Here is a 26,175-nt window from a genome sequence, read left to right on the forward strand (position 1 = left end):
CTTATACCTCACCTTCTACTTTTTGTGCACGCAAACCAATCAGCATCTCCGCTACACCAATGGCAAGGCAGCTAAGAACAATGACCATAGCGCTAACATTCATAAATACGGTAAGCACAAAAGCAATGGCCATAACACTAATATATAATACACGGCGGGTCGCTATCACATTTTTGGCAAGGCGCAGCACAACATCAAAGATGACCGCCGCAACGCCTGCACGCATAACCTGCAGTGCCGTTGCAATGATTTCGTTTTCGCGGAACTGGCGGTAAAACACAGAAATGACCGAAATAATAACCATCGGGGGCAGCGCTGTGCCAAACACTGCAACCAATGCGCCCAGCACACCGTGCATACGGTACCCGATGATGACCGATGCGTTAATGGGAATTGGGCCTGGCGACGACTGCGCAATAGCTGTAATGTCAAGCATCTCTTCTTCATCGAACCACTGCAGCTCTTCTACAAATTTTTTCTTCATAAGCGACACAATGACGAACCCACCGCCAAAAGTAAATGCACTTAACATGAAGGTGGCTTTAAATAGCTTCCATAGAATTCCTTTATCTTTGTTATGCATTTTGATTCCTCCAAAAAACGTTCTGGTGTTATCATACTCCCCTTTCATGGATAAGTAAAATATTGTTTATTTAGCATTTTGATAGCATATAACCTATTAATTTATTTTTGTTTACACTTCAGTTAACAATAATTTATATAAACGCTGTCACTTTTTTATAAAGTTGTTGCTATTAAATAGTTAATTATAGTTTTTGCACAACGTAATTCGCTAAAATTTACGGTTTTAAGTTAAAAATAACAAGTTTTTTATATTTGGATATAGTCTTTTTGATTCTGACCATCTATAATAGTAGTACAAACTTGCGCTGCCAAGTTTATAAGTTCGCTTAAAGAATTATAAGGAGGCATCGGCGTATGAAGATTTATCTCGCGCGCCAACCGGTTTACACCAAAAGCAGATCACTTTATGGATATGAACTTTTGTATCGCAACAGCGAGCAAAACTTTTTCCCTAATGTGAATGCAGATCTCGCTACACGCGAGCTTTCTTATAATGTTTTATCGGAATTCGACTTTTCGGCCCTTACCGGCGGGCATATGGGGCTGATTAATTTCACCAAAGAGGCTTTGTCTTCCGACCTCCCGATGCTGTTTCATCCGAGCAACCTGGTAATAGAAATTTTAGAGAATGTCATGCTGGACGATACTTTGGAAGAACGGTTGCGTTACTTGAAAAGTGAAAATTACATCTTGGCTTTGGATGATTTTGTAGATGACGGAACCTATGACAGCATTATTCCTTTGGTGGATATTATTAAGGTGGAATACGGACTGCTGACTGATGCAAAGCGCCGGGAGATTGGACAAAAATACAAAGCAAGCAAACAGTTAATTGCCGAACGTATTGAAACTGAAGAAGATTTTAAAAGTGCGCTGCATGATGGCTACTCGCTTTTTCAAGGCTACTATTTTAGCCGCCCAACCGTTTTATCAAAATCGACTGTGAACATTGCTTCCTCCAGCTATGCACAGTTGTGGAGAGAAGCTTCTAAAGAGTCTCCGGATTTTGATGTTTTGGCTGATATTATAAAAGCAGACGTTGCCCTTACATATAAACTATTTCGCTTAATCAATACCCCGCTGTTTTATCGCGGTAATCGCATTGCATCTATTAAACAGGCCCTTATTTTGCTTGGTATTAAAGAAACTAAGCGCTGGATTATGCTTTTACTGCTGCGCGATTTTTCTAAGCAAGAAAACGACCAAATTACGAAACAGGCGCTGACGCGGGCAGTTTTTATGGAAAAACTATTTGACTGCATGGGCCAAAGTTCGTTAGCCCAAACGGCCTACATGGTCGGCCTTTTTTCTTGCCTGGAAGTACTGATGGGAGAAGAAAATGCACTTTCTGCCCTTGCTTCGCTCGAAGTGGGGCCGGAAATTTCCGAGGCTTTGTTTAAAAAAGAAGGGATTCTGCACCAGGCCTTGGATTGCATCCAATGTTACGAAAAACAGCAATGGTCAACCGTAGAGGCTTTCGCTTCGGCACAGCATCTAGAAGAGCAACTTATTCCGTCACTTTATGTACAAGCACTCTCTTATGCGGATGAAATATTTGCCGCGCAGCAAGCTATCCCCGAGGATAAGACGAATTAACTCTACATTATTCTTAAATCCAAACAGACCGGCAGTATATTGCCGGTCTGTTTTTATAGCACCTTGCTGTGGTCTTTGGTAAATAGGCTCCAACGCTTTCTCTGCCAGCTTTCGACTGCATTCTGGTAACAAAAAAGAATAAAAATTTTATATAATTTGTATCATAACATTATATCTTGTAGATTTTTTTCTTTATGGATTATAGGATTTTTGCATCTTTAAAATTAATTTAATTTTTGAGCATTTCTTTATATTTGTATGATTTTATTGTCGAAAATTTGCTTTTTTGTTTGCATATTGGTATAATTTGTCAATAAGAATCAGATTGGAGAAAAGTATGAAATCACTACAAAAAAAGTTAATTCTACGTATTGTTTTAGTTATTCTCATCGTTTCTGTTGTAAGCCTGGGCGTAAGCACTGTTACCACTTACCAAGGCATGATTAGCAACGCAACCAACGACCTCGTTACCATGCGTGATTTGGGCGACATCGCGTTTTCGTCCAAAATTTCCAGCTTGAAAACACAGCTGTTCGAGCTGGCCGGCGTTGTACATGACGCTGCGGATGCATTGCCAGCCGCTACAGAAGATACCGCTGTAGACGCGAACACTGTTCGTACGACTATGTTTGAAATGGCCAATATTGCCTCTAAAGATTACGGCTACCGCGCTATTGGTCTTGTATCTAGCGACGGCAGCGTATACAGTGCTGATGCCACTTTAAACGGTACTAACGTCGCCGGAAAAGACTATTTCACTCAAGCACAGAGTGGGCAGGTTTCTATTTCCACTACTGAAATCCCAGAAGGCAGCAATACTGCCGTTGTATATCTGTGCTCCTCGGTTGGTGATAGTGGCTATTACCTGCTGGCACAGCTCGAAGGCACCGTGCTGAGTGACGTGATTAAAACTGTAACAGTTGGCAAAAGCGGCAACCTTTTTGCAATTGATAAAACCGGTGCAATGATTGCCAGCAAAAATGACGATTTGATCAATCAGCGTCAAAACTTTATTGAAAACTCTAAAACCGATAAAGCATGGGCTTCAGCTGCTACTGTATACCAGAAAATGGTAGAAGGTGGTACCGGTGTAGAGAACTATGTCTATAACGGAACCGAGCGTATTTGTGCATACGCACCGATTTCTGGCACCGACGGCTGGTCTTTCGGCGTAGTCGCTCCTCTGGGAGAAATGATTTCTGCAATGCGCACCTCCATTATCTTAATGGCAATCTCCTCAATCATTCTGCTGATTGGCGGTGTCTTCTTTGCAATCGCCATCGCAAAACAGATTGCAACCCCTATCGTTCATATTACAGAACGCGTGCGTCTGCTTGCACAGGGTGACCTTACCACCGAGGTACCGGAATGCAAGTCCAAAGATGAGGTTGGGGTTCTCACCGACAGCGTACAGGAAATGGTGGAAACGCTCAGTGGTTATATTACTGACATTTCCAGCACTCTGGAGAGCATCGCAGAAGGCAACTTGAACCTTGATGTTAAAACGGCATTCAAGGGCGATTTCGTACAATTCGGTAGCTCTCTGAACGCCATTATCTCCTCTTTGAACCACTCTTTTAGCACCATTGGCGAATCTGCCGAGCAGGTTTCTGGCGGCGCTGAACAGGTTGCAACCGGTGCCCAAGCGCTTTCTCAAGGCGCAACCGAGCAGGCAAGCTCGATTGAAGAGCTGGCTGCTGCGATTGATGACATTTCCAGCCATGTACAGGAAACTGCAAAAAATGCGCAGGATGCTGAAGCACGCACCCAAGAAGCAGAAGTCATCATTCGCGAGTGCAACCAACAGATGGATTCTCTAGTCAATGCAATCACTAATATTAATAACAGCTCTAGCGAAATCGGCAAAATCATCAAAACCATTGAAGATATCGCTTTCCAGACCAATATTCTTGCTCTGAACGCCGCAGTAGAGGCAGCACGAGCCGGCGAGGCTGGTAAAGGTTTTGCTGTTGTTGCAGACGAAGTTCGCAATCTGGCTTCTAAGAGTGCCGAAGCAGCTAAGAACACTACCTTGCTGATTCAGAATTCGATTGAGGCAGTGCACGAGGGTACCTCTATTGCAGACACCACCTCTCAGACACTTGCAACCGTGGTGGAAAAATCTCTCGAAGCTGGCACGGCAGTTGCCCGCATTACCAAAGCAACTGAAGAGCAGGCTACCTCTCTTGCACAGTGCACCTTGGGAGTTGACCAGATCTCCGCAGTTGTACAGACCAACTCTGCTACCGCTGAAGAAAGCGCAGCTGCCAGCGAGGAGCTTTCTGCACAGGCCGAGGCTCTTAAAGAAATGCTGACCAGCTTCCAGCTCAAAGAGAAATCTTCGGACTTTGCTGACAATGCAAGAAAAGACCTCTTTGCTGAGGATGCAGTGGCAGCTATGTCCCGCAATGGAGCATCCAAATACTAAAAAACTACTTCTCTCCCCTTCTAATAATAGTAAAATCGGCATCTCTTTTTGAGGTGCCGATTTTCTTGTTTAATTTATCCACATCCACTGTAGCAACAACGTAAGCCTTTTTTGATTCAATCTCTGGTATTTGAGCATAGCAGCGGTGCCCCGATTGGACATCAAAGCACTTTCTTTTTACGCCTCACCTCTCTAAAGCATTATGTTCTTAGTGAGGTTTCGTCTTTATCTTCGCTGTTATGGTGCGTTTACGCCTACACACCAATTCCTAATTCTCTACACGTACGTAGTTGAAGCTTAAACTAGCGCCGGAAACACGTTTCTGCACGCTGGCAAGTTAGCGATTAGCTGCACTTGCTCTGATTTTCCATTGCATCAAGCGGCTCTGCTTAGGCCTGTTTGCTGCTCTTTTCTTCTCGTTTCAATACTAAATAAAAACCAAGCAGCCCGGTAAGCAAGCTTACCGGGCTGTTGGCCAACAACAAAAGGACTGGGATAGCGCTTTTAATCAGGTAAATACGTTCACGAAGAAAGTAATGATACCCGAGTTCACAAAGTCGATAAACAAGCTACCGACCAGGGGAACCACAAAGAAGGAACGGGGCGAAGGGCCATATTTGTTGGTAACGGTTTTCATGTTTGCCATCGCGTTTGCGGTAGCGCCCATGCCGAAGCCAACGCAGCCACTTGCCATAACTGCTGCATCGTAAGATTTGCCCATGAAGCGGAATACGATGAAGTAGCAGAACACTGCAATGAGGATAACCTGTGCGAAGAGCATAACGAGCATCGGGACTGCAAGGTCGACGAGCTCCCACAGTTTGAGGGTCATCATTGCCATGGTGAGGTAGAGGTACAGTGCCACGTTACCGCTGATGTCAATTTCATTGGTGGGCAGCGGCTTTTTGATACCGTCGAAGAAGTTGCGGATGAGGCACGCTGCGAGCATGGAGCCTATGTAAGCAGGCAGAGTGACACCGAAAGAAGTGAAGATACCAGAAATGATGGAGCCAAGGCCCATTGCAACAAACAGTGCAGAGATTGCTGCTACAAAGTGCGGGACTTCAGCAATACGGTCTTCGTTGTCGAGGGAGCCATAAGCATTGGCATCCTCGTTAGAAGGCTCAAGATGATGACGTTCGATAAGGCTACGGGCAAGAGGTCCACCAATGGCGCTGCCTGCCACGAGGCCGAAAGTTGCAGAAGCAATTGCAACGGTGGTTGCGCCGGTAACACCAATGCCTTCAAGCATGGGGCCGAATGCGCCAGAAGTGCCGTGACCGCCAACCAGAGGAATGGAGCCGGTGCACAGGCCAAGCAGCGGGTTCAGGCCAAAGCCAGAAGCGATGCCAACGCTGACGACGTCCTGCAAAGCGCAGAGTACAGAGCAGATGATGAGGAACAGTACAACCTGCACGCCGCCTTTTTTGAGCAGCTTAAAGCTGGCAGTAAAGCCGACGCTGGTGAAGAACAGCATCATCATAACGGTTTGGAGTGTAGTATCGAACGTAAGGAAAACAAGGCCGGTGGAGCGAAGAATCAATGCGAGTACCGCAAAGATAACACCACCGATGACCGGGGAGGGAATGCAGTATTTCTGCATAACGGGCATTTTTCTGCGGATAATCTCACCGAGATAATACACAAAAACAGCGATCGCAACCGATAAGTACATGTTCAATGATATTTCCATATGTATCCTCCTGACATACTTAAGGTAAGATGGTCTTTCACGTAGGTGCTACCAGCGAAGCGGAAAGACCCGTTCAAGTTCGCTGGAGCTGCGGCGGGCGCCGCCTTACATAATTTCTCCGGGTAACCGTCTGTTTTCGTCTGCTCTGCTTATGCGGTAGCAAAGCAGACTGAACAGAGCGGCCGCACATTCGCCGGGTTGACAACCCGGAGTGGCGAATGCTTTTTCCGGTCGGTTCGACAAAGAATATCTTTTATCTCTGCTTCCGGAAGGTTGCCTTTTCACACAACACCCTAAATCCTCCCAGAGCTCTTGGTTGCATCAGAGCTCTGTTCGTTACCCAAATTATCTTTTCTAGCATCATGAAAAAACAAATATCTTCATAAACCACGCTTGTCTTTTTTCGATTTTCCGCTTTGCATAATGTATAAATTTGGTTTTTGTGCTAAATCACCATAAATATTTTTGTTTTTCAAGATTTTATTAGGGACTTCATCTTGTCCTATTTTGTTTTATGAAGTAAACTTATAGATGTAGTAGCTTATCAAAAGCAATTTACAGGTAGGGAGCCCCGTATGAACAGTATGCTAAAATTGAATTGGGTCAAAGATGCGCGTATGCGCACATTGCTCTGTGCCGCAGTGGTTGGCATGTCTGCCCCCTTCTATTTCACACCCCTTGATGGTGAATTTCGTCTATCGCTGGGCGTGCTTGTCATGGGCACCCTCGTACTGGCCTGGAATAAAGAACACGCTTTTGAGGTCTGTGCACTCTCCGGTTGTTTCACCATAGGAGTGCGTATCTTTTTGGACTTGATGTTCGGCCATTCCCTGCTCTCGTCCTTGCAGGACCATACAGCAACACTCGCCTTTTATCTGGTGTATGGCGGAATGTGTTCGGTTCTGCTTGTAAAAAACGACAGCACCGTAAAGCTGTTTTTAAAACTGGCTTTTGCCGATATGATAGGCAACATAACCGAATCTCTATTTCGTGTAGAGCTCTCCCCGAACATCTTGATTGCAATTGGAACAGCTGGCATCTTCCGTGCGCTGCTGTCTGTCGCTTTTTCTGAAGTATTTGCAGCTCACCGGCTTTATGTTTTGCAAAGCGAGCGGCAGCTGCGCTACGACCGTATTTGTCTGTTGCTTTCACAGGTGCGGGTAGAAAATTTTTATCTGCAAAAAACGACCACCGAAATTGACCGCATTATGCGCCTTAGTTTTGCACTGTACGATGCAAACCGAGACAAACCCGAAGTGCGGGAGCAGGCGCTTGAAATATCGCGTTCTATCCATGAGGTAGGCAAAGATACCCGCCGGGTAAGGCAAGGCTTAGAGGCGATGATAAGCGGTGTTGAGCAGCAGCGCATGACACTGAGCGAAATCATACGCATCCTTTCAGAAAACACACAGCATATGCTGGAGCCGTTTCAAGGAAAGCTTACCGTAACCTTTGATGTAACAACTGACTTTTATGTAGGCCAGTGCTATGGCTTGCTTGCAGTGCTCAATAACCTTATTACAAACGCGTTGGATGCCTGCAACGGCTCCGGGCATGTAGAGATAACGGCAAGGTCCGAAAATGAACTGGCCACCTTTACTGTGCGGGATAACGGCAGCGGTATTGACCCGGAACTGCTTCCCTACATATTTAACCCCGGTTTTACAACCAAGTTTGACAGCGAAACCGGCCATGCCTCTACCGGCATCGGCCTTAACCATGTACAAAATCTGGTGCAGCATTTGGGCGGCACTATCAATATTGAGTCTGAATGTGGCTCATATACACTTTTTACAATCACAATCCCCATCTCTTCGCTTTCTCAACAAACCTACAAAATTTAAAGGAGACCGCTATGCAAACCACAATAATGATTATTGACGATGACATCGCCATCCACAAAACGCTGGAGGTGTTGATTCGCAACAATAACCTTGGGACGGTAGTAAGTGCGCTGGATACCGGCGAAGATGCCGTTGATGAAATTTTATTTTACCGCCCCAATTTGGTGCTGATCGATCTACTGCTGCCAAAGATGGACGGCATTACCATTATGGAGCAGGCTCGTCAACGCGGATACTCCGGTAAATTCATTATGATTTCTCAGGTAGAAGACGACTCGATGGTGGGAAGAGCTTACGAGTGTGGCGTAGAGTTTTACATTGGCAAACCGATTAATGCAATTGAGGCAGTTACGGTCATTCGCAACGTCACCTCACAAATCCGCCTAGAGCAGTCTCTGGCGCAAATTCAGTCTGCTGTTTCGATTCTGGATCCGCACTTCATTTCTGCACATAGCGAACCGCAACCCAGCCCTAACGAAAAAATCACTGCCATTTTTTCAGACATCGGCATTCTCGGCGCGGTCGGCAGCGAAGAGCTGCGTCGGTTGCTGTTAAAATTGTGCGCTCGTGGAAGCACAAATTTTGATCTTTCTGCGCTGTATGACGAATTGCTTGAGGAAGACAATAAGAGCGGTGTAGCTCCCCGCAAAGCCTTGGAACAGCGTGTGCGCCGTACGATTCAAAAAGCACTTAGCACCCTGGCTGAACTTGGTTGCGATGATTACAGCAACAGCATTTTTAACGATTACAGTACCTTACTATTTGAGTTTTCTCAAGTACGGCAAGAAATGCGGCACATTCGTGACCCCAGAGCAGAACCCGGTAAAATTAATACCAAAAAGTTTTTTGCCGGTATGCTCGCGCGTCTGTAAACCGTGTCACTCACGCTTCAAATTCTGCTGCATACATAAACAAAGGCGTACCGCAAGCTTATGCGGTACGCCTTTTTCTATTCATTTTTGGCTTTCGAGGTACCTCGCATTGGGCATATCCGGCTTCTCTTCCTCTTTCCATTCCCGTTTTTAGACTCTCAGTGTTATAACCTTGATTGTTTTTTACGTAAAAAGTAATTTTAAAAACCAATCAGCAAAGCTCTGCGCGTCCGACCACCTATTTTGCAGACCTGTCCCCCGTTAGGATTTATTGGTGCCCGCTGAAAAAAGAAAAATGCAGCAAAAAAGGTTTGCATAAAAGCGAACCCTTATTGCCGCATAAAATAAAAACACCGCCGCAAGCCCGCGGCGGTGTTTTTTTCAAAAGCTGGATTACTTGTTTTTAAACATTGAATTCAGGCCGGAAATTGCGAGGCAAATCGCACCCATAACGATAAAAATGCCACACATACCCAATACCATTGCCTGCAAGGACTGACCAACTGCGAGCATATCCATGATGATTCCTCCTTATCGTGCAATCAGGTTGAGGATCAAACCACCTGCAATAACAGAAGCGATCTGTCCGCCTACGTTGACGCCGGCTGCGTGCATGAGCAGGAAATTCTGCGGGTCTTCTTTCAGGCCCATCTTATGCACAACGCGGCTGCTCATCGGGAAAGCCGAAATGCCGCAAGCGCCGATCATCGGGTTGATTTTGTGTTTAGTGAACAGGTTGATGAATTTTGCGAACAGCACGCCACCGATGGTGTCGAAGATAAATGCAACGAGGCCGAGTGCAAGAATCATGCCGGTCTCCCAGGTGAGGAACTGATCTGCCTGCATTTTGGTAGAAACAGTGAGGCCGAGCAACAGTGTAATCAGGTTAGCAAGGCCGTTCTGTGCTGCCTCGGAAAGGCTGTTCAGAACACCGCACTCACGCAGCAGGTTGCCGAACATCAGGAAGCCGACCAGCGCAACGCTGCGCGGTGCAACGAGGCCTGCGATGACAGTAACCACGATCGGGAAAAGAATACGAACGGTTTTGCTGGTGCTTTTAGAAGCATACGGCATACGAATCATACGCTCTTTTTTGGTGGTAACCAAGCGGATGACCGGCGGCTGGATGATGGGCACAAGAGCCATATAGCTGTATGCCGCAACAATGATAGCGCCGAGGTACTTCGTGCCGTAGTAGTTTGCAACAAAGATAGAGGTCGGGCCGTCTGCTGCACCGATGATTGCAACCGAGGCTGCGTCGGTGATGTTAAACCCAAGCATAGTTGCCATGGTCAGCGTAAAGAAGATGCCGAACTGAGCAGCAGCGCCAAACAGCAACAGCTTCGGGTTCTGAAGCAGGGGTCCAAAGTCGATCATCGCACCGATGCCGATGAAGAGCAGCAGGGGGAACAGCTCGTTCGCAATGCCTGCATCGAACAGGGCGTCGATGGGGCCAATTTCGGTGCCGGACTCAAAAATCTGAGTAACAGCGCCAGAAAACGGCAGGTTAACCAGAATTGCGCCAAATCCCATGGGCAGCAACAGACTGGGTTCCATCTCTTTTTTAATAGCGAGGAAAATCAGCGTGCCGCCGATTACCCACATAGCTATCATTTTAATAATGCTCACTGTTCCCATGGCCATTAGATGGCCGAACATTGAGTCAACTAACAGATTGATTCCTTCCATTATGTAGATTCTCCTTCAATTCAATATTCCATTGATCAGACCGGGCAGACCGCATATTCCTGCTTACGGACGTCTCATTGAAAACTTTAGATGTACCATGCGTCGGGCCGAATAGCACCTGGCTGGGCGCACCCGACACAAAGGCATTGGGTGGACTCTGTCAAAAGCCGGGTCAAGGGTACTGGATGAAAAGTGGGAGAGGTTATCCCCCGCGTTAGAACCTGCAAAAGTGAAAACCTTTTTGGCTCATAAACATAAATTTTGCTCTATGCATTTGGGAACCACCGTGTCTTTCCGGCAAGATATTTTCTGCATCTCGGTTCTTCTGTTTTTTCAGCAAAAGTAGAGAAAACACCGCGCAAAAAAATCTCTTTTGTACCATAACGCAGGATAATACACAATTCGTCTTTTATACATACGAGCTAATAGAGTATACTACATACCGTCTTAAATTGTCAAAACAATAGCCGCAAAAAAGTGCAAATATTTTGCTAAGTTTTCACATTTAGTCAGCAGTAGCGTTATTCTCTGGTTTCTACGTTAAACAAGTGCTGCATTAGCAAACTTTTTCAAGTTTTCGCTTTTGCCTACCACTACAATGATGTCCTGTTTTTGAAAGATATAATCAGGTAAAATTTCAATTGTGGTGCTTTCTTCGTTTTCAATCGCGATGATGTTAATGCCATAAGTACGCCGAAGATCTGCATCTTTTACCGAAGTGCCTACCAACATATGGTTCAGCGGCACTTCAGAAATTTCGATATCGTTGCTAAGCGAAATGTAATCCATCAGGCTGTGTGCCAGCAATCTTTTTGCCAGCCGCAACGCCATATCATGCTCGGGGTAAATCACTTCTGCGCCGATTTTCTGCAATATTTGTCCCTGTTCGGCACTGATGGCCTTAGAGATAACTGTCGGCACACCAAGGCTGACCACGTTTAAGGTGGTGAGAATACTGGTGTCTATTTTTTCGCCGATGCAGACGATAACAGTATCGCAATTTTGCACGCCGGCATCTTCGAGCGCCTGCTTGGATAGCTCGCGCACCACGTAAGCATGTTCTGTGTACTGGCGCATTTCGCGCACTTTGCTTTCATTACAATCGAGCACTAGCACTTCCTTTTCGGCCTGCGCAAGGCTTTTTGCCAAAGCCATGCCAAACCGGCCCAGACCAATAACGCCAAAAGAGGGTGCTGCTTTTTTTCTGTTCATATGCTTTCCTTCCTTAACCAATCGTGATGGGCTCTTCTGAATACCATACAGCAGAGTCAGAACCAAACGCCCAAAGGGATGCAACGGTCAGCGGGCCGATGCGTCCGATGAACATGATGAGAATCACCACTGCTTTGCTTGCCACACTCAGGTCTGGAGTAATACCGGTAGAGAGGCCTACGGTGCCAAAGGCCGAGGTGGTTTCAAAGAGCAGTTGAATAAAGCTGTATTGTGGCTGCAACACGCAAAGAGCAAATGTGCCAGCCCCTACTACCAAAGCAGAAAGCAGGGTGATGGTGAATGCCTTGGATATCACGTCACTGGGCAGTGTGCGCCGAAACGCTGTGGGGCGATGACCGCTTGCCGCGCTTTTCACGGCTTGCACCAACGCAAAAAGCGTGCTGGTTTTAATACCGCCACCGGTGGATCCCGGCGAAGCACCCACAAACATCAGCAAGATAAGTGCAAAAAGCCCCGCATTGCTAAATGTGCCGATAGCATAAGTAGAGAACCCTGCGGTACGGGCAGAAACACTGTGAAAAAACGCCCCTAGCCAGCTGATATTCTCGGTTGCTTTTAAAATCAAAGTGCCGAAAACAATCAGTGCAATCGTAGTGGTAATCACTACTTTGGAATGCAGGCTTAGCTTGCGGAAAGAGCGGTGTTTGATTACATCTAAAATCACCAGAAAACCAAGACCGCCAAAGATGATAAGCCCGCAGGTGGTAAGATTAAGTAACACGTTGTTTTGATATGGGATAAGATTGCGCAGGCCGCCTAAGATATCAAAGCCCGCATTGTTGAATGCGGCAATCGAGTGAAACACACTGATGCCAAGCGCTTCAAGTGGCGGATAATCCTGCGCAAATACCACAAAACTAAGTAATGCACCCACTGTTTCAAAGCAAAGTGTCATCAGCAAAACTGCTTTTACCAGCTTTACGATGCCTTTTGCGTTGCTTAGGTTCAGTGCTTCCATAACCAGCAGCCTGCTTTTAAAGCCAACCCGGCGGCGTGCCATCAAAATAAACCCTACGCCTACCGAGGTTACACCCAACCCGCCAATTTGAATCAACAGTGCCACCACCGTGCGGCCAAACACGGTAAAGTGGTCTGCGGTGTCTATGGCAATCAAGCCGGTAACGCACACCGCACTGGTGGAGGTGAAGAGTGCATCAATGGGGGTAACCACAGCCCCCTCACGTACAGAAATTGGCAGCATCAGCAGCAATGCACCAAACAAGATAACTCCAGCAAAACCCATCGCGATTAATCGGCCAGAAGGCTGCTCCTTCAAAACGTCTATCTCGCGAGAAAGATGACTCATGGTTCATTCTCCCTTTTTATTAAGCCGTCTGCCGCCTTTGATTGGCGGGCACGGGCAATCAATTTTAAATGACAGTATTAATCTTCAAAGCGGGATAAAAACTGAACACCCGCAAAGCCTGCTGCACAGCAAACACCGCAGATAATCCACTCCCACCCATGGGGCAGACCCGGAAAAATTTCGCCCAGCGAACCCACTAAGAAGCCGAGAATCAGCAGGTAGGTCGGCTGAGGGTAACGCTGCATCGCACGTTCTAATAGCCGTGTAACAAGCAAGATGCCCAACGCCAGCCCTGCACCCAGCGGCAGCAGCAATGGCAAATTGAAATTGCGTATTCCGTCTATTACTGGGTTGTACAGGCCAAACAGCAGCAGCACGTAAGAAACGCTGATGCCCGGCAGCACCAGGGCCACAGCAGCTACTGCCCCTAAACCGAGCAATACAAGCGGGCTTGCCTTTGCTGCACCGCCTGATACCACCGGTGTGCCCGAAAGAAGCAACACACATAGAACACCGGCTGCTGCCCAAATGGAAAGATACCAGCTTTTACGGCTCATCTTCGCTTTGCGGCAAATCATCGGCACACTGCCGGCAACTGCACCCATAAAGAAATACAGCGTAGGCAGTGGAAACCTCGTGAGCAGATGTTGTACCGGTGTAGCAAAGAGCAACACCCCCAACAACCCGCCAGCACAAAAGATAGATAAAAAGATAAAGCTTGCCTTTTTATGCTGCAAAAACGAACTAACACTCGAGATCAGCTCATCATAAACTCCTAAGATCATCGCCATTGACCCCCCGCTGACTCCGGGAATCAACATCGTTGCACCAACGCAAAATCCTTTTAACGCAAGAAGTATACTAGACCGTTTCATGAACTCCCCTTGCCGCCCGCTGTTTTATATGGACTTTTCGCTCTTGTCTTGCAGGCTGCATTTTTCTTTCTTTTGGTCGCTTGCCCTTTAATTTGCTGCCAGTATAGCGATTGCGCGGGTAAGTGTCAATGCTATTTTTACGATTTTACACCCGCTTTACAATTGCTTTTCTGTGCTAGTACCAGTGTCGACAATTCGCTGCATTTTTAAATATTTTTTGCTTTAAAAAGGCCACTGGCAAATTCCCCCTAGCTGCTCTTTTCCACATTTAATTCTTTTTTATTCTGTATTAACTTATTCTTTTGAATCATAATTTCTTCTCTAAATCCTTTTTCCTGGCAGCTCTTTTGTATCGGCAAAAGGTCGCTTGGGCCTTGTAGCGACTGGGTTTGCTGTTATGCTTGTACGATGTACGGGTTCCCAGTACTTACAGCGCCAATATTTTGCTTTATAGCGTGAAAGCTATCGTAAAAGCGAAAAATTCATGCTATACTGTTGGAAGAAAAAATAACGCTGGCAGTGTTTTCTATTCATCAACTTTGCTGCACAGAACAGTTTATTACACCCTCAGCCAACCAAAAGTTTTCACATGGCGTTTTGGGCGCATTTAATCTTTTCTGTTTCTTAGCAGCCGCAAGGGCAAAAGCCAATCCTTTTTGATACCTTTTTCTCTTTTGAGGATTTACATATTGAATAGACAAAAGTTACTTTTGCTTCATATAACAGTGCACCTGCCGGATTAAAAATTTAAAGTGAGCGTGAATTTATGGAATGCAAATTTAAAAAACAAGGCTGCGGCGGTTGTCAGATGTCGGATACCGCGTATTCTGACCAACTGGCCCTTAAGCAAAAAAATACAGAAAAATTACTGCGACGGTTTGGCAAAGTGCGCCCCATTATTGGCATGCAAGACCCGATGCATTACCGCTGCAAGGTAATCTCTTCATTTGGCACCGCCAAAGACGGCAGTTTAATGTGTGGGTTATACGCGGGTTATTCGCATAAGGTACTGCCCATTGCTGACTGCCTGCTGGAAGACCGCCGTTGTGCCGAAGTTGTACAAGCTGTACGTCAGGCTGCTGCTCGCTGCCGCTATACGGCTTTTGACGAGGACCGTGGAACTGGCTTGTTGCGCCACGTTTTGGTGCGCCGCGGTTTTTCTACAGGCCAAATCATGGTGGTGCTTGTCACGGTTGCAGCTTTTCTACCCTCCTCGCGCCAGTTTGTGAACGAGCTACGCCGCCTTTGCCCCGACATTACAACCATCGTACAAAATATCAACTCCCGCAAAACCAGCGTGGTATTAGGCGACACCAATAAAGTGCTGCACGGCCAAGGCTACATTGACGACCGTCTTTGCGGATGTAGCTTTATGATTTCCCCTGCCTCTTTTTATCAGGTCAATCCTGCACAAACCGAGGTGCTCTATCGCTGCGCAATTGATATGGCTGAGCTGACCGGCAAGGAAACCGTGCTTGATGCTTATTGCGGCACCGGCACCATCGGTATTGCAGCTGCAAAGCGCGGCGCCGCTGCCGTTGCAGGCGTAGAAAGCAACGGGGATGCGGTGCACGACGCCATACGCAATGCAAAGCGCAACCGGGTAGAGAACATTCGCTTTTACAAAGCCGACGCTGGCCGCTTTTTGCAACAACTCACTGAAGAGGACGAAGCGCCCGACGTGGTGTTTATGGATCCGCCCCGCACTGGCAGCGACGAGAAATTTCTTTCTGCTCTATGCACAATGGGCCCAAAACGCATCGTCTATATTTCGTGCAACCCGGAAACGCAAGCACGTGATTTGCTTTACCTCGCCAAAAACGGGTATCATATCAATGTCATTCAGCCTGTAGATATGTTCCCCTTTACCGAGCACGTTGAATGCATTACCTTGCTTACCAAAACACGCGAGTAATTTCAAAATTTTATTACAATTGAAAAGGCGGAAGATTCAGATAGAATCTTCCGCCTTTTTGTTTTTATGCTGCTATATTAAAAAGATACTTTCATAAACAGTGCAACACAGCACAGCAATAATGCAAACGGCACATAAACATAGCGTCCCGTTATGTACCACAGGTTGCCATGCTTTTTTTCGGCGCCCTTATTGATTTCGAGCATCAGGTCATCTTTTTTCATGACCCAGAACCAGGAGATTGCGCCTAGCGTTGCTCCAATTGGAATAACGTAAATCGATACGAGGTCCATCCACGGGCCCCACTGGAAAATCGCCTCCATATTAATGCCAAACCCAAGGCAGATAATGCACAAAATGCAGAGTGCCGTTTTGCGGTTCAGCTTCGGGAATTTGTGCAGCAGAGATTCTCCCACCGCCTCAAACATATTTTGCAGGGAGCTGATACCGGCAAAAATCATAGCAATATATAGAATAATCGCAAAGAAATTGCCCAGAGGGATGTCCTGCAAAATGGTCGGCAGTGTCACAAAAAGCAGGCCTGGCCCTGCCCCGACATCCAGCCCATACGAGAAGCAGGCCGGGATAATTACGAGAGCGGCCACAAGGGCGGCAATGGTATCAAACAGTGCGGTTTTGGCAGATACGGAAACAACGCTTTCGTTTTCGTCCAGGTAAGCGCCGTATACCAGCATGCCGCTGCCGGTAATTGAAAGCGAAAAGAATGCCTGCCCCATTGCCCAGATCCAAACCATAGGATTTTTCAAGGCCTCCCAGCGCGGGATAAGCATAAATAAGTAGCCTTCTGCCACGCCTGGCAGCATTGCCACACGCACTGCCAATATGATGAAGATAATAAAGAAAAGCGGCATCATCACCTTATTTGTTTTTTCAATGCTTTTTGCCCCCAGCAGCAAAGTGAGCAGTGTGCCGATTACCACAACAACATGGTAAGGCACCACCGAGTGGGGCGCAAGCGAAAAAGATTCAAACCAGACTGTAACGTCTGTTGCCATCAGTGTTCCGGTAACGGAATCCACAAGGGCTTTGAGCACATACGCAACGATTACCGCGTAGCCGATGGCGATACAAAGCGAACCGGCAAGTGGAAGCCATGCCAAAAGCCCACCCGCTTTGCCTGCTTTTTCGCCGCGGGTACGCCACGCATTTTCGTACGAGCCAAGTGTGCCCGTTTTAGCGCGCCGGCCGATTGCAAATTCTGCCGGCAAACCCACATAACTGAAAATGAAAATAAAAAACAGGTAGATGAGCAAAAAGGCACCGCCGCCATTGCTGCCCATTTTGTTGGGGAAGCCCCATACGTTTGCCATGCCGACTGCGGAGCCGACAGAGGCCAAAATAAAGCCCCACCGGCTGGCAAATCTGCCTGCTTTTTGTTTACTGTTCGTTTTCATCAAGATTCTCCTCATCCATTTTCTTTTTGCCGTTGGCGCAAAAGCTGTGCAAAATAAAAAGTCCTCTGTCCCTCGCAAAAGGGACAGAGGACGAAAATTTCGCGGTACCACCTCTGGTTTGAGCATTCTTCACAAAATACTCCTTATTGTGTGCCAACACACACGCAACGCGTTATCGGGCGTACCCGTCTTACCCTACTCATCTTCGGGCAGCTGCTCCGGAACGTATTCAAGACAGACAGTCTGCTTCCTTTCACCAGCCGGAAGCTCTCTGCAAGACTTTTTCTGCTCTACTATTTTCCTTCTTCGCATTCTACTATTTTTATCTACCGTACCATACTGCTCGTGGAATGTCAAGCCTGCGAAAATCAAATCTTTTTGTTTTTTCTCTGCAAACGCCTTTCATTCGTCCGTTTACACAGTTTATCCTTTTTTATTCTATTTCAGCCTTTTTTGCGACATATCAGCATTTGGCATCTTTTTATTATAGATCTTATCTATTTTTCTGCGCAAAAAATAAAACAGCCCGCAAATAAAAAGCGTTGCGGCTTTTTTGCGGGCTGTTTTTTATTTTTTTAGCGGGGCGCGGGGCCAAAAACTTGCTCTTTCAGCTTCATGCCGGTTGGAGTAGAAGCAAGCCCACCCAGTGCCGTTTCGCGCAGAGAGGCAGGCAGCGCGCTGCCCACTTCCCCCATCGAATCGATACACTCATCTACCGGAATTTCTGAACGAATGCCGGCCAGTGCCATATCAGCAGAGGAAAATGCAATCATCACGCCGGAAACATTCCGTTTAATGCAGGGGATTTCTACGAGCCCGGCCACCGGGTCGCAAACAAGACCAAGCTGGTTTGCAATGGCAATGGCACAGGCATCCGCTGCCTGTTGCGGTGTACCCCCCTGTAACTCTACGAGAGCAGCAGCAGCCATGCCAGCCGCGCTGCCGCACTCTGCCTGACAGCCGCCCTGTGCACCCGCGAGGCAAGCCCGCTGGGCAATCACAATGCCAAATGCCGCTGCGGTGAAGATAGACATTACAATATCTTTCTTCTCCATTTTTTTGTCCTCGTAAAGCGACACCAGACAGCCCGGTAAAATGCCGCAACTGCCTGCAGTGGGGGTTGCAACAATTTTGCCCATGGCTGCGTTGCAGCCGGATACCGCCAGTGCGCGACTCATGGCGCGGGTCATAAATACACCGCTAAGGCCGCCTTGGGTACGCTCGGAGTAAGATTTCATCTTAAACCCTTCGCCGCCGGTTAAGCCGGAGGTGGAGCGCTGGTTGGGGTCCTGCCCTTGCAGTACAGAGTCACACATCACGTCGAAGCTTTGTTCCATTTGGGCATAGACTTCTTGTTCCGTCTTTTCCATCTGCGCTGCCTGGTCTGCCAGGACAATTTCGCTGATTTTTTTATTTTGTGCCGCCGCTGCGGCGAGCAATTCTTCTATGGTTTGATACAGCAACATGAAAATTTCTCCTTAGCTCTGCCGCAAAGACGTTACACAGCGCGAATCAACAGCACGTTCATCACGTTTTCGATGCCGCGCATGTCGTCGATCATACCTTGAGGTGGTAAGCCGTCGATTTCAATCGTCATCATTGCTTCGCCGCCTTTGACAGGACGTGACAATCTGAAATTGCCGATATTCACTTCTTTATACTTTTCTTTCATCAGATTGGTCACAGCGGCAATTAACCCCGGTTTATCGCGGTGCAGCACCAAAATGGTGTTATGTTCGCCGGTAAAATCGACCCGCATGCCGTTGATGTAATCCACCCGAATATTGCCGCCGCCAATGCTGGCGCCCTCTACTGTGCACTCTTCGCCGTTTTCGCCTTTGATGTGGATGCGTGCCGTGTTAGGGTGCGCGCCGGGGATATCGGTAGGCACAAATTCATAGTTGATGCCGCGCTGTTTTGCAATTGTCAATGCATCACGAATCTCTTCTGAATAGCTTTTGTAACCCATAATGCCTGCCATCAGTGCGCGATCGGTGCCATGGCCTTTGTAGGTGTGGGCAAACGAGCCCGAAAGCTCAATGCGCACCTGCACCGGTGCAACCTGGTTCATCACCTTGTTGGCCACCCTGCCCAGCGCCACCGCACCTGCGGTGTGCGAGCTGGACGGGCCAATCATAATAGGGCCGATAATGTCAAATACATTCATTTTGGTACCTCCAAAGCAGGTTTACGACAAACGTCGTTTTATGCTTTGATCCATTTCTCGTAAATGCTGTTGACAATTACGCCGATTGCATTATCGCCCGAAACGTTGCAGGCGGTGCCAAAGGAATCCTGTGTGATATACAGTGCCACCATGATAGCGCAGATGGGGCCATTGGGGTCGCCAGCTTCTGCACCGAAAATCATATACAGGAACGGGAGTGCCGTCATGATAGAGCCGCCCGGTGCGCCCGGAGAAGCAACCATTGCAACACCCAAAGTCATGATAAACGGAATTACTGTGCCAAGGCTGATGGGCAGCTGGTTCATCAGGCAAACTGCGGTTGCGCAGGCAGTAATTGTAATCATCGAGCCGCACATGTGAATGTTTGCGCAAAGGGGCACTACAAAGTTACGAATCTGCTCGCAAACACCGTCTGCTTCTGCACACTGCAGGTTAACAGGAATGGTTGCCGCAGAGGACTGGGTGCCAAGTGCAGTGGTATAACCGGGAATCTGGTTTTTGATCAGCGTGATAGGATTCTTTTTGCTGATGGTGCCTGCCAGCAGGAACTGCAGTGCAAGATAAATAAGGTGCATGCAGATAACCACCAGAAAGACTTTCCAAAGAACGCTGAGGATTGCAAACGTTTTGCCGGATTTGGTCATATCCACAAAGGTGCCGCAGATGTAAAGCGGCAGCAGCGGGATAATGGCAGTGTGCAGCACCTTGTCGATGATGCCGGAAAAGTCTTTCATGGTGTTATAAAGTGCATCGCCAATCTCTTTGCCGCGCATGTTGGAAAGGCAAAGGCCGATTACGAATGCCAGTACAACTGCCGAAAGGGTGTCCAGCAGCGGCGGAATAGAAAGGCTGAAATAAGAAGACAATGAATTATCGGATGTAGCTGCAATCTGCTCCAATACGCCCTCATTGATAAAGTGTGGGAAAAGGTTGCTGGAAACAATGTAAGATGCTGCGCCGCCGATCAGCGTAGATGCGTACGCAATAGCAACTGTGATGATAAGCAACTTACCGGCGCCTTGGGACAAATCCGCAATGCCCATGGTGACGTAAGCAACAATCATCAGCGGAATGATAAATTTCAGGAATGTGCTGAATATCCCCGATGCCGTTACCACAACGCGGCAGATCGCTTCAGGCAAAAACTGCCCAATCAAGATACCCAGGATAATCGCAATGATTAATTTTGGTACTAAGCCTATTTTCTTTTTCATTATGTATCCCTCCGTTTTCAAAACTCACCTTGCCAACTGCAGAACCTTAATTTTTGAAAGTATTTCCCACAATTGACTTCTTCGAGTATATAGTGTAACATGACTATACATATAAATCCAATTCATACTTTTTATAGATATATTAAATAAATTTCATAATAACTGAGGATGTTGCACAGATGGAAATAAGACAGCTGAATACTTTTCTCAAAGTAGTGCAATTGCAAAGCTTCTCTAAAGCCGCATTAGAGCTTGGTTATTCTCAATCCGCCGTTACCATTCAGATTCAGCTTTTAGAACAAGAGCTCGAAACCCGTCTGTTTGACAGAATGGGAAAAAAAGTAACTCTTACACCGCCCGGCAAGCAATTTTTGGTTTATGCTACCAATATTTTAAAGCAAGTAAACGAAGCTCATGCAGCACTGGGTAAATCTGAAGCACTCGAACATACACTGCACATCGGCACCATTGAGTCGTTGTGCTTTTTTAAGTTTCCCACTATTTTACAATACTTTTATAAAAACCATCCGCACATTTCCATCAAAATCACCACCGCTTCTCCCACCGAACTGATCGAAATGATGGAGCACAATCTTGTGGATATCATCTATATTCTGGACAGGCCGCTTTACAATAATAACTGGATTAAAGTGCTGGAGCGGCAGGAATATATTGTTTTTGTGTCGTCCCCGAAGTCCCCTTTGGCAAAACAGCCCACATTAAAATTAGAGGACTTGCTTGCGGAACGCTTTTTTCTTACCGAAAAAGAAGACAATTATCGATACGGCTTAGAGCAGCACCTAGCCTCCCGCAATCTCTCGCTTACGCCTTTTTTAGAAGTTGGGCATACCGAATTTATTATGAATATGGTAAAGCACAACCTCGGTCTTTCGTTCTTGCCGCATTTTGCCGTAAGCGAAAGTGTGTTACGGCACGAGCTTTCTATCCTGAATGTTACAGATTTTCAAATGTCGATGTCGCGCCAGATTTTTTACCACAAAGACAAATGGCTGACAGAAGAAATGAAAGAGTTTATCCGGCTTGCAAACCTAGGCATGGTGTAGTATTTGTTATTCTGCTTACATTTAAAAAGGATTTTATCCGCACGGCTTTTTGCGCTGTGCGGATTTTTGTTTGTTTCACTGTTCTGGGCAATATTTTCCTTTGGGTTCGTCGTTTCTCTGTTTTCTCCGGCCCTTGGGCGGTACGCCTGTCCTTTTCAGGCTTCTTTGCGCTTTATTTCTCATCGCCGGAGATTTTGCCCTCACTATGCTGTAAACAGTTGCGGTTAGATTTGACAAACCGTGTCTTTTGTGGTAAATTTGATAACGGTTTTCAATTTGATAAAAATGAGGAGGTTCAAAATGCGAAAAGGTAATTATATGACCAAACAGAAATCTGCAATTTTGAATTATCTCATTTCCACACGCGGGCAGCACATCACTGTGCAACAAATCGCCGAGCACTTTGCGGCGCAAGGCACCCCCATCGGCGTGGCTACCATCTACCGCCATCTGGATGCCTTTGTGCAGGAAAGACGCGTAAAAAAATACGTGCTGGACGGTAACGCCAGTGCTTGTTTTCAGTACGACCCCACCGATGCCCCGCCTGAGCGTTGCTTCCATTTCCGCTGCCAAGCCTGCGGAAAGCTGCTTCATTTTCAAAACCCGGTACTTACCCGCTTTAGCGAGGCGGTAAAGGCTACTGACGATTTAGAAATCGATTTGGAACAAACCGTGTTTTACGGCACCTGTAAAAATTGTTCTCATCAGGGCTAACGCCCAATTATCGGCCAAGGAGATGCTTCTATGCAAAATTTGCGACAAAACAAAAAAATAAAAATCGCAATTTTGCTGCTCTGCATCTGTGTGCTGGCTTTTTTTGCTTTTTCTTTTGCTTACGAACTGCGCGAGGCTGACCACATCTGCCTTGGCCCGGATTGCGCCATCTGTGTTCAGCTGCATCAGCTGGCCACTTTGCGCAGCCAGCTTTTAAGCGTTTTTTCGTTTGGCAGCGTTTTTGCGTGTGCACTATTGCTTTGTTGTGGGCTTGCTGCACTTTACGCTTTGTTTGTCCGCACTGCCACCCCCGTTGCGCTGAAAGTAAAGCTAAATAATTAAAAACAAACCTTTGCAAGGGCCGCATTTGATTTTAAGTGCGTACCCTTGCCTTTTTGTGCCCAAAATTACAAAATGGAGGTTTCGATATGAAACGAATACTTGCTTTTTCTCTTGCAGCGCTGCTTGCTCTTTCTCTTTCTGCCTGCGGCAGCAATGCCCCTGTAGAAACAAAAAAAGAGAAACTCACGATTGTGACTACCAACTTTCCGCCCTATGACTTTGTCCGCCAAATCGGCGGCGAAGCTGTCGAGGTAACAATGCTACTAAAACCCGGCGCCGAAAGCCACTCCTATGAACCTACCCCAAAAGACATCAAGGCCGTGCAAAACGCGGATCTGTTTATTTACACGGGCAGCGAAAATGACGTTTGGGTAGAAGATATTCTCTCTTCTCTTGGTGGTGAAAAGCCGGACACGCTTAAACTGCTGGATTGCGTACCCACGGTGGAAGAAGAGCTGGTGGAGGGCATGGAAGCGGAGCACGACCACGATGAAGGCGAAAGCGACACCCACACTAAAAGTGATGCGCACGACGAAGAAGAACACAACGAACATGAAATTGATGAGCATGTTTGGACTTCGCCCAAAAACGCAATACTCATCACAGAAAAAATTTCGCAGGAAATGCAGCAGCGTGACCCGAACCACGCCGAAACCTATGCCAAAAACGCCGCTGCCTATCTGGAAAAGCTAAACGCGCTGGATAGCGAGCTGACCGAAGTAACAACGCAGGCAAAGCGTAAAACCATATTGTTTGGCGATCGTTTCCCCTTCCGCTATCTTGCGGATGCCTATGGCCTGAACTATTTCGCAGCTTTTTCCGGCTGCTCGTCCGAAACAGAACCCGATGCTTCCACCGTTGCCTTTTTGGTGGATAAAGTAAAAACCGAACAGCTGCCGGTCGTCTTTACCATCGAGCTTTCTAACGGCAAAATTGCAGATTCTATCTGTGATGCTACCGGAGCACGCAAACTTACACTACACTCGTGCCACAACCTGACCAAAGATGAATGGGAACGTGGCGAAACCTATCTTTCCATTATGGAACAGAACGTCAAACAACTTAAGGAGGCCTTAAACTAATGGCATTGCTCACCTGTGAAAACGCGTCCTTTGCTTACGAAGGCAAAGCTGCCGCAAAAAACATCAATTTTTCCGTAGAAAGCGGCGACTATCTTTGCATTGTAGGCGAAAACGGCGCTGGCAAAAGCACGCTGATGAAAGGCCTGCTGCGGCTGAAATCCCCCACCAGCGGCAGCATTTATCTGGGTGAAGGCTTGCAGACAAATGAAATTGGCTATCTGCCTCAGCAAACTGAGGTGCAGAAAGACTTTCCCGCAAGTGTATACGAAGTCGTGCTTTCCGGCTGCCTTAACCGTTTGAAAGGGCGTCCTTTTTACGGGCGGGCAGAAAAAGAACTGGCTGCCGAAAAACTGGAGCAGCTTGGCATTACCGCATTAAAACATCGCGCTTATCGCGAGCTTTCCGGTGGCCAGCAGCAGCGTGTGCTTTTGGCTCGTGCACTCTGTGCCACTCAAAAGATTTTGTTGCTCGACGAGCCCGCCGCTGGCCTTGACCCTTTGGTAACCAACGAGCTGTATGAGCTGATTGCAAAAGTAAACCGCGAGCTGGGGCTGACGATTATTATGGTTTCACACGATATTAACAGTGTGATGCAGTATGCCAGCAAAGTTCTGCATCTGGATACCGAGCAGCTATTTTTCGGCACGGTAGAAGAATACCGCACCAGCTCCATCGGGGCGCGTTTCTTGGGAGGGCCTTTCCATGGTGGTAATTGATTTATTTAACGAGATGATGACCTATCCCTTTATGGTGCGGGCATTTATTGCGGGCACACTGGTTGCCCTTTGCGCTTCTTTGCTGGGCGTCAGCATGGTGTTAAAACGCTATTCTATGATTGGCGACGGCTTATCCCACGTGGGGTTTGGCGCACTTGCAATTGCAACTTCGCTGCACCTTGCACCGCTTGCGGTTTCTCTGCCGGTGGTGGTTGCCGCTGCATTTTTGCTGCTGCGCATCAAAGAAAGCAGCAAAATCAAAGGCGACGCAGCGATTGCAATTATCTCTACCGGCTCGCTTGCCGTCGGCGTTATGGTCATCTCAATGACCACCGGCATGAACACAGACACCTGCAATTACCTCTTTGGTTCCATTTTAGGTGTTAACCAAAGCGAAGTGGCTCTTACTGTTGGGCTTTCTATTGCTGTGCTTTTACTCTTTGTGCTTTTTTATAACCGTATTTTCTCGGTTACATTTGACGAAACCTTTGCAAAAGCAACCGGCACTAAAGCAGACCTTTATAATATGCTGATTGCGATACTCACCGCTTTTACCATCGTGCTGGGTATGCGCACCATGGGTGCTTTGCTAATTTCAAGCCTTATCATCTTCCCTGCGCTGTCCTCTATGCGCATTTTCAAGCAGTTTAAGGCTGTAGTAATCAGCTCTGCTATCATTTCTATCGTCTGCTTTGTCTCCGGGCTCACGATGTCTTATGTCTACGCCACCCCCACCGGTGCAAGCGTTGCTATTTTAAATATTGCTGTGTTTCTCATTTTCTCAGCCATTGGCTGGATAAGTGGAAAGGGGCTTGTAAAATAATGAAACATCGTTTTGCCGGGGTCGTTTCCCTGGCTCTTTGCGGGGCGATTATGCTGACCGGTTGCACTGCCGAGGATTCCAGCTCTGCCCCGTCTTCGACTTCTGCGCCCGCCGCCAGTGCTACTCCTGGCCCGGCTTTCACTGTTCCCTCAGGTGGTACTTCGGCCTCTACGCAGGCTCCTGCCTCCGATGAAAATACGCTTGTAATTGGCGAAAAGCTTTTTATTACGCAGATTAATGAGATGTACTACAATATCGAGAACTACGAAGACAAAACCATAGTGGTAGAGGGCATGTATGGCATTTTCAAGGACGAAGCAACTTATCCTTCCGGCGTGCCTATCGTTTTTCGGTACGGACCGGGATGCTGTGCAAACGATGGCTGGGGCGGATTCTTCTTGCATTATGATGGCGAGCCGCCGAAAGAAAACGATTGGATTCGCGTAACCGGCAAACCGGAAATCGTGATTAACGGTTACTATCATGACCTTTATCTCAACGTAACCAGTTTGGAAGTGCTGACAGAGCGCGGTGCAGAAACGGTTACACAATAAACCGGCGCACTTTCAGCACTATAAAAC

General features: G+C 47.2%; 23 protein-coding genes and 1 other annotated feature. Of the genes, 12 read left to right on the forward strand and 11 right to left on the reverse strand.

The annotated features are described in order from the left end of the window. Position 1: 1 nt before the first annotated feature. Complete coding sequence (locus C1A11_RS01725; protein WP_102048707.1) at positions 2-583, reverse strand: chromate transporter; 582 nt, start codon at positions 581-583, stop codon at positions 2-4. Between the two features lie 356 nt (positions 584-939). Between C1A11_RS01725 and C1A11_RS01730 the strand changes: the two genes are divergently transcribed. Beyond that, on the forward strand, positions 940-2,181 hold the full coding sequence (locus tag C1A11_RS01730) for an EAL and HDOD domain-containing protein (protein ID WP_102048708.1): 1,242 nt from the start codon (positions 940-942) through the stop codon (positions 2,179-2,181). Between the two features lie 337 nt (positions 2,182-2,518). After that, positions 2,519-4,609, forward strand: a complete 2,091-nt coding sequence (locus tag C1A11_RS01735) for a methyl-accepting chemotaxis protein (RefSeq protein ID WP_102048709.1) — start codon at positions 2,519-2,521, stop codon at positions 4,607-4,609. 508 nt (positions 4,610-5,117) lie between these two features. Here the strand turns inward: C1A11_RS01735 and gltS are convergent. After that, positions 5,118-6,302, reverse strand: coding sequence for a sodium/glutamate symporter (gene gltS, locus C1A11_RS01740; protein WP_102048710.1), 1,185 nt, complete (start codon positions 6,300-6,302; stop codon positions 5,118-5,120). Between the two features lie 584 nt (positions 6,303-6,886). Between gltS and C1A11_RS01745 the strand changes: the two genes are divergently transcribed. Both C1A11_RS01745 and C1A11_RS01750 read left to right on the forward strand, forming a co-directional pair. Next, a complete protein-coding gene (locus C1A11_RS01745) occupies positions 6,887-8,146 on the forward strand; it encodes a sensor histidine kinase (RefSeq protein ID WP_180950206.1) in 1,260 nt (419 codons plus the stop codon). An 11-nt stretch (positions 8,147-8,157) separates the two neighbouring features. Next, entirely contained in the window at positions 8,158-9,018 is an 861-nt protein-coding gene (locus C1A11_RS01750; protein WP_102048712.1) for a DNA-binding domain-containing protein, read from the forward strand. Positions 9,019-9,411: 393 nt separating this feature from the next. Here the strand turns inward: C1A11_RS01750 and C1A11_RS13985 are convergent, their stop codons facing one another. The 5 genes from C1A11_RS13985 to C1A11_RS01770 form a co-directional block, all read right to left on the reverse strand. Then, a complete protein-coding gene (locus C1A11_RS13985; protein WP_278335959.1) occupies positions 9,412-9,537 on the reverse strand; it encodes an OadG-related small transporter subunit in 126 nt (41 codons plus the stop codon). Positions 9,538-9,549: 12 nt separating this feature from the next. Next, on the reverse strand, positions 9,550-10,677 hold the full coding sequence (locus tag C1A11_RS01755) for a sodium ion-translocating decarboxylase subunit beta (protein ID WP_102049208.1): 1,128 nt from the start codon (positions 10,675-10,677) through the stop codon (positions 9,550-9,552). A gap of 570 nt (positions 10,678-11,247) precedes the next feature. After that, positions 11,248-11,919 (reverse strand): potassium channel family protein, encoded by a 672-nt coding sequence (locus C1A11_RS01760; protein WP_102048713.1) that lies wholly within the window; start codon positions 11,917-11,919, stop codon positions 11,248-11,250. A gap of 13 nt (positions 11,920-11,932) precedes the next feature. Beyond that, a complete protein-coding gene (locus C1A11_RS01765; RefSeq protein WP_102048714.1) occupies positions 11,933-13,246 on the reverse strand; it encodes a TrkH family potassium uptake protein in 1,314 nt (437 codons plus the stop codon). A gap of 77 nt (positions 13,247-13,323) precedes the next feature. Continuing rightward, positions 13,324-14,121, reverse strand: a complete 798-nt coding sequence (locus tag C1A11_RS01770) for a DUF368 domain-containing protein (RefSeq protein ID WP_102048715.1) — start codon at positions 14,119-14,121, stop codon at positions 13,324-13,326. Between the two features lie 766 nt (positions 14,122-14,887). Between C1A11_RS01770 and rlmD the strand changes: the two genes are divergently transcribed. Beyond that, a complete protein-coding gene (gene rlmD, locus C1A11_RS01775; protein ID WP_102048716.1) occupies positions 14,888-16,036 on the forward strand; it encodes a 23S rRNA (uracil(1939)-C(5))-methyltransferase RlmD in 1,149 nt (382 codons plus the stop codon). 77 nt (positions 16,037-16,113) lie between these two features. Here rlmD and C1A11_RS01780 read toward each other — a convergent pair whose 3' ends face one another. The 4 genes from C1A11_RS01780 to C1A11_RS01800 form a co-directional block, all read right to left on the reverse strand. Next, positions 16,114-17,451 carry a sodium-dependent transporter gene (locus C1A11_RS01780; RefSeq protein ID WP_102048717.1) on the reverse strand — a complete coding sequence of 446 codons (1,338 nt, stop codon included), beginning with the start codon at positions 17,449-17,451 and terminating at the stop codon, positions 16,114-16,116. Between the two features lie 83 nt (positions 17,452-17,534). Continuing rightward, positions 17,535-17,767: a binding site (T-box leader), on the reverse strand. Positions 17,768-18,026: 259 nt separating this feature from the next. Then, positions 18,027-18,917 (reverse strand): L-serine ammonia-lyase, iron-sulfur-dependent, subunit alpha, encoded by an 891-nt coding sequence (gene sdaAA / locus C1A11_RS01790; RefSeq protein ID WP_102048719.1) that lies wholly within the window; start codon positions 18,915-18,917, stop codon positions 18,027-18,029. A gap of 32 nt (positions 18,918-18,949) precedes the next feature. Beyond that, positions 18,950-19,618 carry an L-serine ammonia-lyase, iron-sulfur-dependent subunit beta gene (gene sdaAB, locus C1A11_RS01795; protein ID WP_102048720.1) on the reverse strand — a complete coding sequence of 223 codons (669 nt, stop codon included), beginning with the start codon at positions 19,616-19,618 and terminating at the stop codon, positions 18,950-18,952. Between the two features lie 38 nt (positions 19,619-19,656). Then, a complete protein-coding gene (locus C1A11_RS01800; protein ID WP_102048721.1) occupies positions 19,657-20,853 on the reverse strand; it encodes a dicarboxylate/amino acid:cation symporter in 1,197 nt (398 codons plus the stop codon). A 179-nt stretch (positions 20,854-21,032) separates the two neighbouring features. Here C1A11_RS01800 and C1A11_RS01805 point away from each other — a divergent pair, with 179 nt between their 5' ends. The 7 genes from C1A11_RS01805 to C1A11_RS01835 all read left to right on the forward strand — a co-directional run bounded on the left by C1A11_RS01805 (position 21,033) and on the right by C1A11_RS01835 (position 26,148). Beyond that, a complete protein-coding gene (locus C1A11_RS01805; protein WP_102048722.1) occupies positions 21,033-21,917 on the forward strand; it encodes a LysR family transcriptional regulator in 885 nt (294 codons plus the stop codon). 318 nt (positions 21,918-22,235) lie between these two features. Next, positions 22,236-22,631 (forward strand): Fur family transcriptional regulator, encoded by a 396-nt coding sequence (locus C1A11_RS01810; protein WP_180950207.1) that lies wholly within the window; start codon positions 22,236-22,238, stop codon positions 22,629-22,631. A 30-nt stretch (positions 22,632-22,661) separates the two neighbouring features. Beyond that, a complete protein-coding gene (locus C1A11_RS01815; RefSeq protein WP_102048724.1) occupies positions 22,662-22,973 on the forward strand; it encodes a hypothetical protein in 312 nt (103 codons plus the stop codon). 86 nt (positions 22,974-23,059) lie between these two features. Continuing rightward, positions 23,060-24,055: a metal ABC transporter substrate-binding protein gene (locus C1A11_RS01820; protein ID WP_102048725.1), complete on the forward strand. Its 996-nt coding sequence runs from the start codon at positions 23,060-23,062 to the stop codon at positions 24,053-24,055. Further along, positions 24,055-24,771, forward strand: coding sequence for a metal ABC transporter ATP-binding protein (locus C1A11_RS01825; protein WP_102048726.1), 717 nt, complete (start codon positions 24,055-24,057; stop codon positions 24,769-24,771). Before C1A11_RS01820 ends, C1A11_RS01825 begins: the two co-directional genes overlap by 1 nt. Further along, complete coding sequence (locus C1A11_RS01830) at positions 24,758-25,594, forward strand: metal ABC transporter permease (protein ID WP_102048727.1); 837 nt, start codon at positions 24,758-24,760, stop codon at positions 25,592-25,594. The genes C1A11_RS01825 and C1A11_RS01830 overlap by 14 nt, the downstream gene beginning before the upstream one ends. Next, complete coding sequence (locus C1A11_RS01835; protein WP_102048728.1) at positions 25,594-26,148, forward strand: TIGR03943 family putative permease subunit; 555 nt, start codon at positions 25,594-25,596, stop codon at positions 26,146-26,148. Before C1A11_RS01830 ends, C1A11_RS01835 begins: the two co-directional genes overlap by 1 nt. Positions 26,149-26,175: the final 27 nt, after the last annotated feature.

It is taken from the genome of Pygmaiobacter massiliensis, from assembly GCF_900199435.1.
Lineage (GTDB): Bacteria > Bacillota > Clostridia > Oscillospirales > Ruminococcaceae > Pygmaiobacter > Pygmaiobacter massiliensis.

Bases quoted from the DNA above. Each gene is read 5' to 3' on its own strand.
- C1A11_RS01770 (WP_102048715.1), bottom strand. From the start codon at position 14,121: ATGAAACGGTCTAGTATACTTCTTGCGTTAAAAGGATTTTGCGTTGGT.
- C1A11_RS01805 (WP_102048722.1), top strand. From the start codon at position 21,033: ATGGAAATAAGACAGCTGAATACTTTTCTCAAAGTAGTGCAATTGCAA.
- C1A11_RS01830 (WP_102048727.1), top strand. From the start codon at position 24,758: ATGGTGGTAATTGATTTATTTAACGAGATGATGACCTATCCCTTTATG.
- C1A11_RS01780 (WP_102048717.1), bottom strand. From the start codon at position 17,451: ATGAAAACGAACAGTAAACAAAAAGCAGGCAGATTTGCCAGCCGGTGG.
- C1A11_RS01750 (WP_102048712.1), top strand. From the start codon at position 8,158: ATGCAAACCACAATAATGATTATTGACGATGACATCGCCATCCACAAA.
- C1A11_RS01730 (WP_102048708.1), top strand. From the start codon at position 940: ATGAAGATTTATCTCGCGCGCCAACCGGTTTACACCAAAAGCAGATCA.
- C1A11_RS01760 (WP_102048713.1), bottom strand. From the start codon at position 11,919: ATGAACAGAAAAAAAGCAGCACCCTCTTTTGGCGTTATTGGTCTGGGC.
- C1A11_RS01810 (WP_180950207.1), top strand. From the start codon at position 22,236: ATGACCAAACAGAAATCTGCAATTTTGAATTATCTCATTTCCACACGC.
- C1A11_RS01815 (WP_102048724.1), top strand. From the start codon at position 22,662: ATGCAAAATTTGCGACAAAACAAAAAAATAAAAATCGCAATTTTGCTG.
- C1A11_RS01755 (WP_102049208.1), bottom strand. From the start codon at position 10,677: ATGTTCGGCCATCTAATGGCCATGGGAACAGTGAGCATTATTAAAATG.
- rlmD (WP_102048716.1), top strand. From the start codon at position 14,888: ATGGAATGCAAATTTAAAAAACAAGGCTGCGGCGGTTGTCAGATGTCG.
- C1A11_RS01765 (WP_102048714.1), bottom strand. From the start codon at position 13,246: ATGAGTCATCTTTCTCGCGAGATAGACGTTTTGAAGGAGCAGCCTTCT.
- C1A11_RS01825 (WP_102048726.1), top strand. From the start codon at position 24,055: ATGGCATTGCTCACCTGTGAAAACGCGTCCTTTGCTTACGAAGGCAAA.
- C1A11_RS01725 (WP_102048707.1), bottom strand. From the start codon at position 583: ATGCATAACAAAGATAAAGGAATTCTATGGAAGCTATTTAAAGCCACC.
- C1A11_RS13985 (WP_278335959.1), bottom strand. From the start codon at position 9,537: ATGGATATGCTCGCAGTTGGTCAGTCCTTGCAGGCAATGGTATTGGGT.
- C1A11_RS01745 (WP_180950206.1), top strand. From the start codon at position 6,887: ATGCTAAAATTGAATTGGGTCAAAGATGCGCGTATGCGCACATTGCTC.
- sdaAB (WP_102048720.1), bottom strand. From the start codon at position 19,618: ATGAATGTATTTGACATTATCGGCCCTATTATGATTGGCCCGTCCAGC.
- sdaAA (WP_102048719.1), bottom strand. From the start codon at position 18,917: ATGTTGCTGTATCAAACCATAGAAGAATTGCTCGCCGCAGCGGCGGCA.
- gltS (WP_102048710.1), bottom strand. From the start codon at position 6,302: ATGGAAATATCATTGAACATGTACTTATCGGTTGCGATCGCTGTTTTT.
- C1A11_RS01735 (WP_102048709.1), top strand. From the start codon at position 2,519: ATGAAATCACTACAAAAAAAGTTAATTCTACGTATTGTTTTAGTTATT.
- C1A11_RS01820 (WP_102048725.1), top strand. From the start codon at position 23,060: ATGAAACGAATACTTGCTTTTTCTCTTGCAGCGCTGCTTGCTCTTTCT.
- C1A11_RS01800 (WP_102048721.1), bottom strand. From the start codon at position 20,853: ATGAAAAAGAAAATAGGCTTAGTACCAAAATTAATCATTGCGATTATC.
- C1A11_RS01835 (WP_102048728.1), top strand. From the start codon at position 25,594: ATGAAACATCGTTTTGCCGGGGTCGTTTCCCTGGCTCTTTGCGGGGCG.